The organism is Weissella koreensis KACC 15510 (genome assembly GCF_000219805.1).
In the GTDB taxonomy this organism is placed as follows: Bacteria; Bacillota; Bacilli; order Lactobacillales; family Lactobacillaceae; genus Weissella; species Weissella koreensis.
On record NC_015759.1, the window covers coordinates 1,215,290 to 1,231,107 of the forward strand.

General features: G+C 36.4%; 13 protein-coding genes. All 13 read left to right on the forward strand.

Annotated elements, in window-relative coordinates; genetic code table 11:
• Positions 1-9 precede the first annotated feature (9 nt).
• The 13 genes from recO (at position 10) to yfmH (ending at position 15,771) form a co-directional block, all read left to right on the forward strand.
• Positions 10-813: a DNA repair protein RecO gene (recO, locus tag WKK_RS05955; protein WP_013989766.1), complete on the forward strand. Its 804-nt coding sequence runs from the start codon at positions 10-12 to the stop codon at positions 811-813.
• A 4-nt stretch (positions 814-817) separates the two neighbouring features.
• On the forward strand, positions 818-1,330 hold the full coding sequence (locus WKK_RS05960) for a tRNA (cytidine(34)-2'-O)-methyltransferase (RefSeq protein WP_006845189.1): 513 nt from the start codon (positions 818-820) through the stop codon (positions 1,328-1,330).
• A gap of 175 nt (positions 1,331-1,505) precedes the next feature.
• On the forward strand, positions 1,506-2,411 hold the full coding sequence (truB, locus tag WKK_RS05965) for a tRNA pseudouridine(55) synthase TruB (RefSeq protein ID WP_006845190.1): 906 nt from the start codon (positions 1,506-1,508) through the stop codon (positions 2,409-2,411).
• A 35-nt stretch (positions 2,412-2,446) separates the two neighbouring features.
• Entirely contained in the window at positions 2,447-3,385 is a 939-nt protein-coding gene (ribF, locus tag WKK_RS05970) for a riboflavin biosynthesis protein RibF (RefSeq protein WP_013989767.1), read from the forward strand.
• 51 nt (positions 3,386-3,436) lie between these two features.
• The gene (locus WKK_RS05975) at positions 3,437-5,134 is read left to right on the forward strand and encodes an NFACT RNA binding domain-containing protein (RefSeq protein WP_006845192.1); all 1,698 of its coding nucleotides are present in this window, start codon (positions 3,437-3,439) and stop codon (positions 5,132-5,134) included.
• Positions 5,135-5,324: 190 nt separating this feature from the next.
• Entirely contained in the window at positions 5,325-6,302 is a 978-nt protein-coding gene (locus WKK_RS05980; protein ID WP_006845193.1) for an ABC transporter ATP-binding protein, read from the forward strand.
• Between the two features lie 5 nt (positions 6,303-6,307).
• Complete coding sequence (locus tag WKK_RS05985) at positions 6,308-7,135, forward strand: ABC transporter permease (RefSeq protein ID WP_006845194.1); 828 nt, start codon at positions 6,308-6,310, stop codon at positions 7,133-7,135.
• 25 nt (positions 7,136-7,160) lie between these two features.
• Positions 7,161-8,279, forward strand: a complete 1,119-nt coding sequence (locus tag WKK_RS05990) for a glycosyltransferase family 2 protein (RefSeq protein ID WP_006845195.1) — start codon at positions 7,161-7,163, stop codon at positions 8,277-8,279.
• A 274-nt stretch (positions 8,280-8,553) separates the two neighbouring features.
• Positions 8,554-10,083: a gluconokinase gene (gene gntK / locus WKK_RS05995; protein ID WP_006845196.1), complete on the forward strand. Its 1,530-nt coding sequence runs from the start codon at positions 8,554-8,556 to the stop codon at positions 10,081-10,083.
• A gap of 46 nt (positions 10,084-10,129) precedes the next feature.
• Positions 10,130-11,617: a gluconate:H+ symporter gene (locus WKK_RS06000; RefSeq protein WP_006845197.1), complete on the forward strand. Its 1,488-nt coding sequence runs from the start codon at positions 10,130-10,132 to the stop codon at positions 11,615-11,617.
• Between the two features lie 105 nt (positions 11,618-11,722).
• On the forward strand, positions 11,723-13,180 hold the full coding sequence (gene cls / locus WKK_RS06005; RefSeq protein WP_006845198.1) for a cardiolipin synthase: 1,458 nt from the start codon (positions 11,723-11,725) through the stop codon (positions 13,178-13,180).
• A 52-nt stretch (positions 13,181-13,232) separates the two neighbouring features.
• Positions 13,233-14,492: an EF-P 5-aminopentanol modification-associated protein YfmF gene (gene yfmF, locus WKK_RS06010; protein WP_013989768.1), complete on the forward strand. Its 1,260-nt coding sequence runs from the start codon at positions 13,233-13,235 to the stop codon at positions 14,490-14,492.
• A 1-nt stretch (position 14,493) separates the two neighbouring features.
• The gene (yfmH, locus tag WKK_RS06015) at positions 14,494-15,771 is read left to right on the forward strand and encodes an EF-P 5-aminopentanol modification-associated protein YfmH (RefSeq protein WP_013989769.1); all 1,278 of its coding nucleotides are present in this window, start codon (positions 14,494-14,496) and stop codon (positions 15,769-15,771) included.
• Positions 15,772-15,818 lie beyond the last annotated feature (47 nt).

Genomic DNA, 15,818 nt, shown 5'->3' on the forward strand with positions numbered 1-15,818 from the left:
GGGGCTAACATGGTTGAGACCCGATTAAGTACTTTTCATGGGATTGTCATGTATCAGCGGGAACATAAAGAACGAGATCTACTGGTAAAAATACTCACCCGTGAATTTGGTAAAAAAATGTTTTTTGTCAAAAATGGTAAATCTAAAAAAAATCGCTTAACAGCTGATCTTCAGCCCTTAATGCAGGCGACTTATGAAGGAACAATTAATTATAGCGGTTTGAGTTTCATTGATGATGTTAAGGCCACTCGTTTGGCGCGAATATTTATGAATGATATTGAATTAAATGCCTATGGAACATACATTCTAGGTCTTATTGATTCGGCATTTGTTGATAATAAAAATCTAGTTAAGTGGTTTGACTTGGCACAGTTGGGGTTGGAGAAGCTTGAACAGGGATTTGAACCTCAAGGAATCGCTAATTATTTTGAATTGGCTTTATTACCGTCATTTGGATTAGAGATGACCTGGAATAAATGTGTAATTTGCGGGCGTAGCGATTTACCTTTAGACTTTTCAGACCAGTATAGTGGAGTTCTATGTCAGAATCATTTTAAAGCTGATGAACAACGATGGCATATCGATCCAAGAGCGGTGCTGATTTTATCTAAATTATCACAAACACCACTAAAGCAGTTAGGATCTTTAAAATTAAAAGCCGAAACTAAGCAAGAAATGGCACGTTTAATGAATCATATTTATGATGATCAGGTTGGTGTCCATTTAAAAAGTAAATCTTTTATTCAACAATTAGAAAATTGGCAAGGTCGCTTACAAACACGGCAAGTACCACCATTAGAAAAAGGAATATAAAAACATGACTAATCATATTGTTTTATTTGAGCCTTTAATGCCTGCTAACACAGGTAATATTGCACGGACGGCTACAGGAACTAATACAAAGTTACATCTAATTGAACCTTTGGGGTTTCAATTAGATGACAAGCATTTAAAAAGAGCCGGCTTGGATTATTGGGATACTGTTGATATTACAATTCACCCAGATCTACCTAGTTTTATGGAAAGTTTAAAGGATAATGATGAATTGTTTTTAATTTCAAAATTTGCGGAGCGAAGCTATCATGAGGTCGATTATACTCAGCCAGAACGTGATTATTACTTCATGTTTGGTAAAGAAACGACCGGATTACCGGAAGAATTTATGCGTAAACATTCTGATTTGGCTTTACGTATTCCTCAAAATGATCAACATATTCGTGCTTTGAACTTATCAAACACAGCTGCAATTGTGATTTATGAAGCGTTACGTCAACAAAGTTTTCCTGATTTGGACTTAGTGCACACTTATGAACATGATAAATTAAAGTAGGCAGCAGTGAGGCTGGGGCAAATAATTGTCCTAGCCTCTTTAAAAACGTGCTTCAAAACTTAATATGGTTAGTATTAATGATATTTTCAATGTCTTCCTTGCAAACCAAGGTATGGAAATTTTATTAAAATAACAATTTTTACTACACTCTTATTTATTTATTCGGAGGATCAAGATGGACGGAATTATTGCAGTTAATAAGCCAAGTGGTATGACTTCACATGATGTAGTTTTTAGATTACGTAAAATTTTACAGATGAAAAAGATCGGTCATGCTGGTACCTTGGATCCTTCAGTTGATGGTGTTTTACCAGTTGCATTGGGACGGGCGACTAAAACGATCGAATTTTTACAAAATAGCGGTAAAGTTTATACGGGTGAAATAATTTTCGGATTTTCAACAGAAACGGAAGATTTAGATGGCGAAGTAGTGGAGAAAAAGCCTCTATCTAACCCCTTTGATACGGCGACAATTACTACAGCCATGGAGCAAATGACTGGTGAAATCACCCAGATTCCGCCAATGTATTCAGCGGTCAAAGTGAATGGTCGACGATTATATCAATATGCGCGGGCTGGTGAGACAGTTGAACGACCAGAGCGTCAAGTTATGATATACGACTTTGAGATGACAAATGATCCATCTTTTGATTTAAGTGCTGGGACGCAAACTTTTACATTCACCGCTCGTGTTTCAAAAGGGACATATATTCGAACTTTGGCTGTTGATTTAGGTAAACATTTAGGTGTACCAGCAGTTATGAGCCGTTTGACTCGGGTAGAGGCAGGTGGCTTTAAATTAGAACAGGCTCACTCTTTAGAAGAAATCGCAGCTCAACCAGTGGAAAAAATTATGGAAATAATTTATCCACTTGATTATGCTTTAAATGAATTACCGCATGTTGAATTAACGCATGCCCAATGGGTTGAGGTTAAGGATGGAAAAGGCCTCTCGGCAGAAGAAATGCCATATCAAAGTGATCAATTAGTATATGTCTACGATGGAGAGGTTAAGTCGGTCGTTGCTTGGAACCAAGATAAAAATCAATATCGGCCGTATCGGACTTTTAAGATTCATTAAATTGACGAGAAAGGTTATAAAGAGGTACTAAACGTATGCAAGTTATTAAATTACATCATCCTTATCAAATGGAACAAATTTTATTAGAACCAGTCGTTTTAGCGATGGGATTTTTTGACGGTGTCCACATTGGACATCAAGCAGTAATTAAAAAAGCTGCTCAAAAAGCACGTCAAGAAAATGTAAAGTTAGCGGTGTTAACGTATAATCAACATGCTTCGGTGGTTTTTAGTAAGCAACCACAACCCTTTAAATACCTTACACCAACGCCACAAAAATTAAATATGTTTGCTGACTTAGGTGTTGAGATTGTCTACTTAATAGAATTCACATCAGCTTTAGCTCGACTTTCACCAGTAAAATTTGTTCAACAATATATGGTGGACTTACATGCGGTGGCTGTTGTTGCTGGTTTCGATCATACTTTTGGCCCAGCTAAAACTGCTAATATGCAAACTTTGCCACAATTAGCGCAGAATAGGTTTGAAGTCATTGAGGTTCAGCCAGTTTTAGTTAAAGGAGTTGAAGCTGCTTCCACAGAAATTCGTGCTCTGTTAGATGCGGGTCAGGTAGACTTATTACCACCCATTTTAAATCGACTTTATACGACAACTGGACTAGTGGTGCATGGAGATGCGCGTGGGCGTGAGATGGGCTTTCCAACTTTAAACTTAGTGACACCTAGTGATGAAAGATTACCTAAAGATGGAGTCTATATTGTTGAAGTCCAAGTAAATGAGAAATGGTACGGTGGTATGGCACAAATCGGGTATAATGTTACCTTTGGTCATGGAAGAGCACAGACATTGGAAATCAATCTTTTTGATTTTAAAGATCTAGTTTATGGAGAACACGTGACCGTTCGCTGGCATCGTTATCTTCGAGCTGAAGTTGAGTTTTCTGGCATGGATGCTTTAATTGAACAATTGAACCAAGATCGGCAACAAAGTGAAGATTATTTAAATAATAAATAAAATATTTGAACTAAGAATTAATAAAAAGCTAATAGATAAAGGAGGTGTCTCATGGCATTTGATGGATTATTCACACATGCAATGGTACATGAATTAAATACAACCTTGGCTGGTGGAAGAATTACTAAAATTCATCAACCGTACCCAAATGAAATTTTTTTAGTGGTCAGAAATGATCGTAAAAATTATCCGGTTCTATTGAGTGCTCATCCTAGTTTTGCTCGAGCCCAAATTTCACAAATTAAATATACTAATCCGCAAACAGCGCCTAATTTTGTTATGATGCTTCGAAAACATCTTGAAGGGGCACAGTTATTAGGAGTTGAACAAATTGAAAATGATCGGATTATTAAATTATCTACGACCGGTCGAAATGAATTGGGTGACGAGGAAAAAACTTCATTATACCTTGAAATGATGGGACGCCATTCTAATTTGTTTTTGGTAGATGAAGCAGAACAAAAGATTATTGATTTAATTAAACATGTTTCACCAGATCAAAATCGGGTACGTTCACTTATTCCTGGTGGACGTTATATCATGCCGCCCAAGCAAGATGTTTTAAATCCTTTTGAATCACTACAAGGATTAGCAAAATTAGTGTTAGATATCCCTGAAATTCCGGAATTAGCTAACGCGCTACAACAGCATTTTCAAGGAATGGCTAAGGATTCAGCTTTAGAGTTTGCGACTGTTTTACATAATCCTGGAGATACTTTGGCAAATGCACAAACTTGGCTAAACCAATTTAATACTCCTAAACCACAAATTATTGAACAAGAGCGTGGTATTAAATTTGCACCGTTTGACTGGCAAACTTTGCCAGGAGATGCTACAAATTATGCAACATTGTCTGAAATGCTGGATCAATATTTTTCTGAGAAGTCTGAACGTGATCGGGTAAATCAGCAGGCTAATGTGGTTCTTCGTGTAATTAAAAATGAGTTAAAGAAAAATAAAAATAAGGTCAAAAAATTTCAACAAGAATTAGTTAAGGCTAGTCAAGCCGATGAATATAAGGTTAAGGGAGAACTCTTAACTACCTACATGCATGAAGTTGAACGTGGGATGACAACGATTGATTTACCAAACTACTATGATGATAATCAACCATTAACGATTGAACTATCTAATCAAATTAGTCCTTCACGAAATGCACAAAAATATTTCACACGGTACAATAAATTGAAAGTTTCTGTTAAGTATATTGATGAACAGATGCGTTTGGCTAATTTAGAAATTGACTATTTTGAAAATCTACAGGCCCAGGTTAACCTTGCTGCACCTAAAGATATAGAAGAAATTAAGCAAGAGTTGATCCAAGAAGGATATTTGCGAATTCAAACCAAGAAAAAGCAAAAGCCAAAAGTTAGTGCACCCGAAAAATTCTATGCAACCGATGGAACATTAATCGAAGTTGGTAAAAACAATTTGCAAAATGAACGTTTATCAATGAAGACAGCTGCACGGAATGATATTTGGCTACATACAAAAGATATTCCTGGATCTCACGTAGTTATTCACTCTAATGATCCAAGCGATGAAACTTTACAAGAAGGAGCAATGTTAGCGGCTTACTTTTCTAAAGCCCGTGATTCTTCTAACGTTCCAGTAGACTATTTGCCGATTCGTCGTTTACGTAAACCAAATGGCTCTAAGCCTGGTTTCGTTATTTTTGAAGGACAACAAACTTTGACAATTACACCACAACGTTCCAAAGTAGAAGCATTAAGAAAGAATCACGAATAGTAAATCTAAGTAAAAAAGTATGATATAAATTTATAAGGCAAATTCTAATTTTAAGTATATGCCTGTGCTAATTAGACTATTCATTATTAAGAAGCAGCGATAATTCTGCGTTTAACTTGAAAAGATAAACTTTTTTCGATACCATAGTTAAAGCGATTGAATTGATACTTTAAATATAAAGGTGAAAATAATGCTTGATGAAGCGAAACAATATACGGTGCGAGCAAAGGGAATAACCAAAAACTTTCAATTATTTTCAACTCAATCCGAAAAATTAAAATCAATATTTAAAGGAAACACCGATGGAGCTAATTTTTGGGCTTTGAGAGGTTTAACTTTTGATATTGAACCTGGTGATGTTGTTGGAATCGTAGGAACAAATGGTTCTGGTAAGTCTACTTTATTAAACGTATTGAGCGGTGTTATTCCACAAACTTCAGGTACCTTAGAAATCAATGGATCCATTGGGGTCGTGGCAATTAATGAAGGTTTAAATTGGGATTTAACTGGACGTGAAAATATTCGGTTGAAGCAGTTAATGATGGGGATGAATAATCACCAAATTGATTTGGCAATGCCTGATATAATTGAATTTTCTGAATTAGGAGAATTTATAGATCAACCAGTTAAAGACTATTCTTCTGGAATGCGATCAAAGTTAGGATTTTCGATCGTAACGCATAATGACCCTGATATTTTAGTTGTGGATGAGGCCTTATCAGTTGGAGATCAAAACTTTTCAAAAAAGGCACTTACTAAAATTCGTGAATTTATTGCGGATGGTAAAACGATTTTCTTCGTTTCCCATGATCTAGAGCAGGTTCGTGAATTTACGAATAAAGTAATGTGGATTCAATATGGTCAAATGCTTGATTTTGGTCCAACAAAAAAAGTTGCTGACGAATACCAAGCATTTACTCAAAAATTAGACCATATGGGTGAAGATGAACGGACATCGTTTGTTAATCATGAAAAACAACAACAACAATTATTTACGCTTGAACAATTAAAAGATAAATACATTCAGTCTGGCATGTCAGAAGATGAGATGTATCAAATAACTAAATTACGTAGTTTTGAGGGATTTAGTCGTTTTAGTTTATGGTTCACAATTGTCTTAATCGTAGTACTGGTAGTGCTAGTGATTTGGTTTGGATATGGTAGGTAAATTAGATGTGGATTATTATTAAATCAATGTTTCAACTTATGATGGAACAAATTAAAAATATTGGATTAACTGTCCGGCTAGCTATTTATGATACGCGTGCCAATAACGCTCATAAGTATTTAGGTAGTTTGTGGGAAATTTTGGATCCGTTATTTCAAGTTTTAACGTATGCGGTAATTTTCGGTGGTGGATTTCAAACTCGAGCACCACAAGACGGAATGCCATATTTCACTTGGATGGCGGTTGGATTTTCAGCATGGTATTTAGTCAATCAAGGTTTTTCTGATACAATTCGTTCAATTCAAACTCAGTTGTATATGGTAAAAAATGTTAAATTTCCAGTCGTCATATTACCAATGATTCGAGTGGTTCAGGTTATTCCTGCGGTTCTATCAATTTCTGGGATTGCGATGATTGCGATGATTGTTACTGGACATTTCCATCCAAGTATTTATTGGTTCCAGATTATTTATTACTTATTTGCAGCTTTTGTTATGTTATTCTTTTTGGGAATTTTTAATGCGACGATTAATATTTTGATTCCAGATTATGACTTAGCAATTCGTCAAGTATTGCGGTTACTTTTCTTTGTTTCAGGAATTCTATCGGAGCCAGTACAAGGTAATGGGTTTAATAATTTTATTTACTTTATTTCACGAGTAAATCCTTTTTATTATATCGTGAATGGTTGGCGAGCAACCTTTTTGAATAATCAGTGGTTCTGGGATTCACCAACAATGATGGCTATTTTCTGGTTAGAAATTGCATTTTTTGCAGTGATCGGAACTCACTTATATTTGAAATTTAAAGATCAATTAATTGATTTTGTATAATTTATAATTAAATTTGGAGATTAAAATGACAAACAAGAAGGTCACGGCAGCCATTGTTACGTATAATCGGTTGGCATTGTTGAAAGAATCATTGCAAGCGGTTTTAGATCAAACAGATTATCTTAGTCATGTGATTGTGGTTAATAATAAATCAAATGATGGAACGGCAGAATATTTAGCTACGATTGAAGACCCCCGAGTGGTGGTATACAATTCACCAGACAATCTAGGTGGAGCTGGCGGATTTAATAAAGCGGTTCGTTTATTTGCCGAGGAATTAGATGATAATTATGTATGGTTAATGGACGATGATACGATTGTTGAGCCAGATGCTTTAAAGTATTTAGTTGAGTTCATGGAAGAAAATGAAAATGTTGGTTTTGTTAATTCCGTAGTACGTTGGGGTTCTCGAAATGGAAACCCATCATGGATGAATGTTCCTGCTCCCCGTGGATTCACTTGGCAAAGTCATTTAAATGTTGAAAATAATGGAATAGAAGTTGTTAATTCAACTTTTGTTTCGGTCATGTTTTCCCGTGATATGGTTGCCATGGTTGGATTACCACAAAAAGAGTACTTTATTTGGGGCGATGATATGGAATATACCAATCGAATTGCAGACGTGAACCGTGGATATACAGTTTTGAATTCTATTGTCGTGCATAAGTCAAAAGAAAATTCGATGCCTGGTGATGTTATTCGTGAAAAAGATGAAAGCCGTCTTTGGCGATATGGCTATGAATTTAGAAACCGTATTTTAACTGGCCGGCGAATTAACAAACGTGATGCAAAAAATCTTGCTAAAGGGGCGTTTAGATACGAGCTGCCTCGGGTATTGTTGAAGCGAAATGTTAAATTTAGGATTAAAAAAGCTAAGATGATCATTGGTGGTGTTTTCCGTGGACTAAGTTTTAATCCGCAAATTGAATATGCCAATATTCCGCGTAAACAAAAACGTTCAATCAATGCCATTCTTCGGGCTTATCAATTGGCAAATCCGGAGGAACGAGTGACTTTAGATCGCGAAATTGAAATTATTAAAAGTATTCAATTAGATGATTTGAAGGGAATTACTAATAAGGCAGATAAGTTTATCGCAAATTATGAACGTGAACAAGCAAAAGCACAACAAGATTCAAAATAAGAGACTTTTTGCTAATTGTTAGTTTTTAGCTAATCTGAATTTATTATTAAAAAGGCTGTGGATTTAGTTCCACAGCTTTTTTAATAATAAATTCATGAAAACGCTTGCAATATTAAATCGTTTTAATTATAATAAATCATGTACTTAATTTACTTATGTATTTATATGTAAAACTCTTACATGCAAAACGCTTGCATTGTTAAAAAGATTTACATATAATGGTTAATAATTAATATAAAATAATGCGATTTTTTCATATTGGAGGATTGAGCGAATGGATTATTTAATTGGTGTTGATATGGGTACGACCTCAACTAAGGCCGTACTATTTGATAAGGCAGGACATGTTATTACTTCTGCAAACAAAGGATATAACCTTTATCGGGATGCACCAGATATGGCGGAAGAAGATTTAGATGAAATTTTTGAAGCCTTCTCAGATGCAATTAGAGAAGTGGTGCGGTTTGATCGGGATGCAAACATTTTAGCCGTTTCATTCTCATCAGCGATGCATTCATTGATTGCCTTTGACGGTGATTGGAACCCATTAACGCGAGTGATCACTTGGGCTGACACACGAGCTGTTAAGTATACTGAAGAGCTAAAGGCAAATGGACTAGGAGCTGAAATTTATGCTCATACTGGAACTCCCATTCATCCAATGGCACCTTTGTCAAAGTTACTTTGGTTGAAAAATGAACATGCAGATATCTATAATAAAGCAGAACATTATTTGGGAATTAAAGAATATATTTTCCATCGTTTGTTCGGAGCCAATAAGATGGACATTTCAATTGCATCAGGAACTGGGATGTTTAACATTTTCGATTTAGATTGGGATAAACAAGCTCTTGAAGTTACTGGTGTAAGTCGTGAACAAATGCCAACTCCAGTTGATCCATATACAATGGAAACTGAAATGCTAGAAGAATATTCAGCTTTGTTGGGATTGCCAAAGGATACACCATTTGTTTATGGAGCTGGAGATGGTCCATTATCAAACTTGGGAGTTAATGCTGTTCAACCAGGTGTTGCCGCAGTTACAATTGGAACTTCTGGGGCCATTCGGGTCGTGACAGATGCACCAAAGATTGATCCAAAGGGGCGTACCTTTACTTATGCTTTGGATAAAGATCACTGGGTTGTTGGTGGTCCGGTTAATAATGGTGGAGATGTATTCCGATGGGTCCGGAACAATTTGTTTGATTCAGAGAAGTCAACCGCATCATTGTTGAATATGGATTCATATGATTTGATTACTGAGATTGCAAGTCAAGTACCAGCTGGAGCCAATGGATTGTTGTTCCACCCATATCTAGGTGGTGAACGTGCCCCAATTTGGGATGCTAATGCTCGTGGATCATTCTTCGGACTGACCCACAGTCATACACGTGCCCACATGGCTCGTTCAGTCCTTGAAGGAATTATTTTTAATATTTATATGGTTGAACTAGCTTTGGAAGAAGTTGTTGGTGATTTGAAGTCAATTCAAGCGACTGGTGGATTTGTTCGTTCAGCGCTTTGGCGTCAAATGTTAGCAGACATCTTTGAACAGTCTGTAACTGTTCCTGAGGCCTTTGAATCTGGGGCATTAGCTGCAACTGTTATGGCACAAAAAGCCTTGGGACTTGTTGATTCTTTGGAGGTTATTGGAGATATGGTTGGAGAAGCCAACACATATGAGCCAAATCCAGAAAATTATACTGTTTATCGTGAACTTGCTCCAATCTTTATTCGTTTAAGCCGTCAACTACAGACGGAATACAAGAATATTGCGGACTTCCAACGTTCACACACGAAATAGCTAACCAAATTTATTATGCGGTGAAAAAAATTAGGAGTGTTTTGTTATGTTTAATCTTGCTGCTGGGGCTGCACCTAGCTTTTATTCATGGATGGTTAATGGGGTCAATGTTTGGCCTTTCTTGATTCTAATCCTTGGAATTGCCTTATTATTAGTATTTATTTTGAAGCTAAAAGTTAACACTTTTGTTTCTTTGATTATTATTTCAATCTTGGTTGCTCTTGGACTTGGAATGGGTCCTGCTTCGATTGCCGACGCCTTAAAGTCGGGAATTGGTGGTACGATGGGAGAACTGGTCGTGGTCTTTGGATTCGGTTCAATGATTGGTCGATTGGTTGCTGATTCAGGTGGATCATACCGAATTGCGTCAACGTTAATTACTTTATTTGGTAAGAAACGATTGCAATGGGCTGTGGCTATCGCTTCATTCATCATTGGAATTTCTCTTTTGTTTGAAGTTGGACTTGTAGTTTTGATTCCTATCGTCTTCTCAATTGCCTTGGAAGTTAATGTTCCATTGCTCTACCTTGGAATTCCAATGGCTGCTGCTTTGTCAGCTGCGCAAGGATACTTGCCTCCACAACCATCACCAACAGCTGTTACGAACATCTTGGGTGCTAACATTGGTGTTGTCTTGATGTACGGAGTGATTGTTGCCTTAGTTGCATTAATCATAGCTGGTCCAATCTTTACTCGCTTTGCTCAAAAAATAGAACCAAGTGCCTTTAAAGTTACTAAGAAATTAGATGCTTTGGGTGAAGTTAAGAAATTTGATTTGAAGGATACACCAAGCTTTGCGATGGCCATTGTCACTTCATTGATGCCTGTTTTCTTCATGTTGATTGCTACTGCTTACACGATGATTAAAAATGGTGGAAAGCAAGTTTATGCTGGATCTATTGGTGATACCGCATGGAAGGCAATGACACATGCCGCTCAGAATGGTTACTTGCACAATCCATCAACTTTTGATCAAATTATGGCGATGTTGGGTAACCCAATGATCGCAATGGTTATTGCGATGGCCTTTGCCATCTGGTCAATGGGACCTAAGCAAGGTCGTACGATGACCGAAGTTGGAAAGACAATGTCTGATGCATTGAGTTCAATCGCTAACTTATTGATGGTTATCGGTGGTGGTGCAGCCTTTAAAGGTATTTTGACTTCAGGTGGGATTTCTGATGCCATTGCTCAAGCCTTCCAACACACATCATTGTCACCAATCATCTTTGCATGGTTGATCGCCTTGATTATTCGTGTGTCAGTTGGTTCAGCTACAGTTGCTGGATTGACTGCTGCTGGAATTGTTGCTCCATTAGTTGCCGGACAAACTGCTGTTAATCCAGCATTCGTTGTTCTTGCTATCGGTGCCGGTTCAATTGGTTTGTCTCACGTGAACGACGCTGGATTCTGGATGTTTAAAGAATTCTTTGATTTGACGGTTACACAAACTTTGAAAATTTGGACCGTTTTGGAAACCATTCTTTCAATCGTTGGTTTGATTGTTATCTTAATCTTAAGCGCAATCTTCTAAAAATTAATTGTAAGTTTAAAAGCTCCTTTTGACGAAGGGGCTTTTATGTTAAAATCTAATAAATACTTGCTACTACAGCAACGATAGGAGTATTCATTTAATACTATGCCATTTTTATATCTACATATTAATGTTTTCGCAGATATTGTGGTTTTATTGAACACAATTGCAGCTATTGCCATTGTATTTCGAGGTGAACGAGAAGTTTCCTCGATGTGGGCTTGGCTAATGGTTTTAATTACTTTGCCAGGAATTGGACTAATAATTTATATGTTCTTGGGACGTAATCTAAATAGTAAGAAAATCTTCAGTCTACAAACCCAAAAAGTATTAGGGATTGATAAGATTGTCAAAAATCAAAAAAAGTTGGCGCATGAAATTGATACCGCTGAACATTTGGAAGAAGAAGGTAGTTTTGTACGCTTGTTTTTACAAAATGATGCGGCTCTTTTAACTTTTCAAAATTCAGTGCATATTTTTACAGATGGTCATGATAAATTTGATCAATTGTTTGCAGATATTAAAAAAGCGAAACATCATATTAATCTTGAATATTTTACAATTTATGATGATGAAATTGGTAATCAATTGGTGGATTTGTTAACTCAACGTGCACAAGCAGGGGTCCGAGTTCGAGTGTTATTTGATCAATGGGGTTCAAAAGGACGGCATGATAAAATGTGGCGTCGTCTTCGTGATGCGGGGGGACAAGTTGTTCCGTTTTTATCACCACGTTATGTGGCGATTACTTTTCGAATTAATTTCCGAGATCACCGTAAAATAGCGGTAATTGATGGCAGCATCGGTTACATTGGGGGATTTAACGTCGGTGATCAGTATTTGGGGCGCTTTAAAAAATTTGGTCATTGGCGGGACACGCATGTTCGAATTGAAGGGGACGCAGTTTTGGCCATTCAATCTCGTTTCTTTACTGATTGGAATGCGACAACTAAGAAACAACAATTAAATTTTTCAGATGACTATTTTCCAAGTCAACAAGCATCTAATAATCGAACAACCGCTATTCAAATTGTTTCATCCGGACCAGATGATACGAAAAAACAAATCCAAACTGGTTACTTAAAGATGTTTGCATCAGCTACGGAAAGTATTTATATTCAAACCCCATATTTTATTCCTGATCAAGCTGTTTTAGAGGTTTTAAGAATGGCCGTTTTATCAGGTGTTAAAGTTAAAATTATGATCCCAGCATTTCCTGATCACCCATTTGTTTATCGGGCAACTGAGTGGTATGTAAAACAACTTATACAGGTAGGAGCTGAAATTTATCGTTATGATAAAGGATTTATGCATGCTAAGACTGTGACTATTGACGGCCGCATAAGCTCCATTGGATCTGCTAATATGGATATTCGTTCGTTTATTTTGAACTTTGAAGCTAATGCCTTTATGTATGATCGAAATTTAGCAAAACAGCTTGAAAATATTTACCATGCTGATATTTTAGAATCAACCAAATTAGATTTGGCTTACTTTGAGCATCAATCTGTTTGGAAAAAAGCGCTTCAACGGATGTCACGCTTATTGGGACCAATTTTATAAAAACATTTTTTGAATTGGAATTAATTCAGCATGGATTAAGAAAGAAGGCAAAATGACGGATCAAATAAAATTGACTGATGGGGTTCACCTACAGGTTGAAACAACGAAGCAGTTTACAACAACACAAATTAGTATAAATTTTGCAACGCCCAAATTAAACGCGGATTTAGCTGGGCGTTTTTTAACTTCAAATTTTTTAGAAACAGTTTCTAAAAAATACCCTAGTCAACAAAAATTTGCTCAAATCTTAAATCAATTATATGGGGCAAGTTTTAGTGTAGAAGTTAGTAATATTGGAGGAGTTCATAATTTTTGTGTAAATTTGGAAATTGTAGATCCTAAACTACTGAATAGTAGTGAAGATCTTCTAACAGAAGCCTTTAAATTTTTACAAACGGTAATGTTTGAGCCATTAGGTGATGATATAACAGGTTTTGATCCTACGATTTTTATGCGACAAAAGGAAATTGCTTTAGATGAAATTGAAGGACTTAATGAAGATCGAGAATATCAAATTGTTCGTACAACAATTGAAGATAGTTTTGTTGACCATAAATTAGGTTTAGCTGCCTATGGAAATCAAGCATTAGTCCAAAATGTTACAGAAATGTCAGCGTGGGCAACCTATCAAAAATTATTACAAACAGATCAAATTGACATTGTGGTAGTGGGGGGAGTTACTGCTGATCAAATAAAGCAATTGATTCAAAAATATTTGCCTTTTAATGCCCGTAAAGTTAGTTTACCAGTTAAGCAAACTCCAGTTTTTGTAGAACCCCAAATTAAAGAAATTTATGAACCCGTACAACAGGCACAGATTGTATTAAGCTGGAAATTATCATTAGATTGGTCTGAACGTTTTACAGGCTATGTTTTAAATTCATTACTTGGTGGAACTGGAATTTCACGTTTGTTTTTAAATGTGCGTGAACAGGCCGGATTAGCCTATACAGTTTATTCTGATTTCAATTTCTATACTGATTTAATGTTTGTAGTGGCAGGTGTTAAGGTTGATCAAGTTGAATCAGCACAATCAATGATCTTAGGGGAGGTTAAACGTCTTAAAAAAGAACTTATTACCGATACAGAGTTACAACAAGTAAAACAATTAATGTTGAATGAGTATCGGTTAGGTCAAGATCAAATCAGAACGCGGACTGAACGTGGCTTGAGTCAAGCAATCACACACAGAAGATTAACCTCAGATGAATGGCAAGCTCAAATAGAACAGGTAACCAAAGAAGATATTCAAAGAGCAGCACTTCGTTTAAACTTACAGATACAAATGATTTTACGTCGAAAGGAGGGATGAAATGAACCGACAAATTCCAAAAGGACAACATTATAAACTTGAAAATGGACTACGTGTTCATTTGATTCAACGGCCGGAATTTCATCAAATTGTGAGCTTATTAACGGTTGATTACGGAGCACGTGATTTATATGTTAATCAAATTGATGAAAAATTAAATGTTGGAACACCTAAATTAGGGATTGCTCATTTTTTGGAGCATCAATTATTTAAGCAACCTGGGTATGATGCCATGGTTAAAATTAATCAGGCAGGCGATACGGTGAATGCATATACTTCTCCCACCCGAACTAGTTATTTTACTGTCTCATTAGCTGAACGATATCAAAGTCTTGAAGAATTGTTGACCTTTACTCAGGAACCATACTTTGATCAAACTGCGGTAACCCGAGAAGCTAATATTATTAGCCAAGAAATAGATATGTATCAGGATGATCCTGCCTCACAACTTTATCAATCCATTCTGGGGCAGCTTTATCCCAATGATCCTCTTTCTTTTGATATTGCTGGTACAGTTGAGAGTGTTCATGAAATTACGCCATCAGATTTAGAATCAGCTTATGCCGTAGCTTATCGACCTGATCAAATGGATTTAGTAGTCGTAGGTGCCTTTGATTTTTTAACCGTTCAGAATTTGATTGAAAATTCTCCGGCCGGAAAACGTCCATCTGCCCAAAGAATATCAAAACCATCAGATCAAATGTTATCGAATGTTACACAGGTTAAAGAAGATACGTTATATCTTGAGGCAGATATTCATCGTAATCGGATTGCAGTAGGTCAAAGAATTATCTTACCCCAGGCTACAGGAAGAGCTGGTTTGAAAAATGGTGTGGCGCTAGATTTAGCCTTAGACTTAGTTTTCAGTGAAAATTCCCCTAATTATCGAACATGGTATGATATGGGCTTGATTGATGATAATTTGAGTGTGGAATTAACTTGGGAAAGAAATTTATCTTATCTAGTATTGCTAGGTGAAACACCGGAACCAGAAGAATTAATCGCAGTACTAAAACAAGAATTACAATCTCTTCCGGAACGGTTAGCTGAGTTATCTATAGAATTTGAACAAATTAAACGTGGGGCTATTGGTCGCTTGATTAATAAGTTTAATTCGCTTGAAGAGTGGGCTACTCAATTTGAAGGGACCACCTTTGACGCAGCTTTTTTGCCAGATGAGTTAGACTTGCTGCAAAGTTTAACGTTTGAAGAAATGCAAACGATTACGCAACAAACTAAAACAAGTGAAATAGCGAGCGTAATTATCCAACCGGAATGATAAAATTATGGTAAAATAATCATATAAATATATGTAGTAAAGGGATT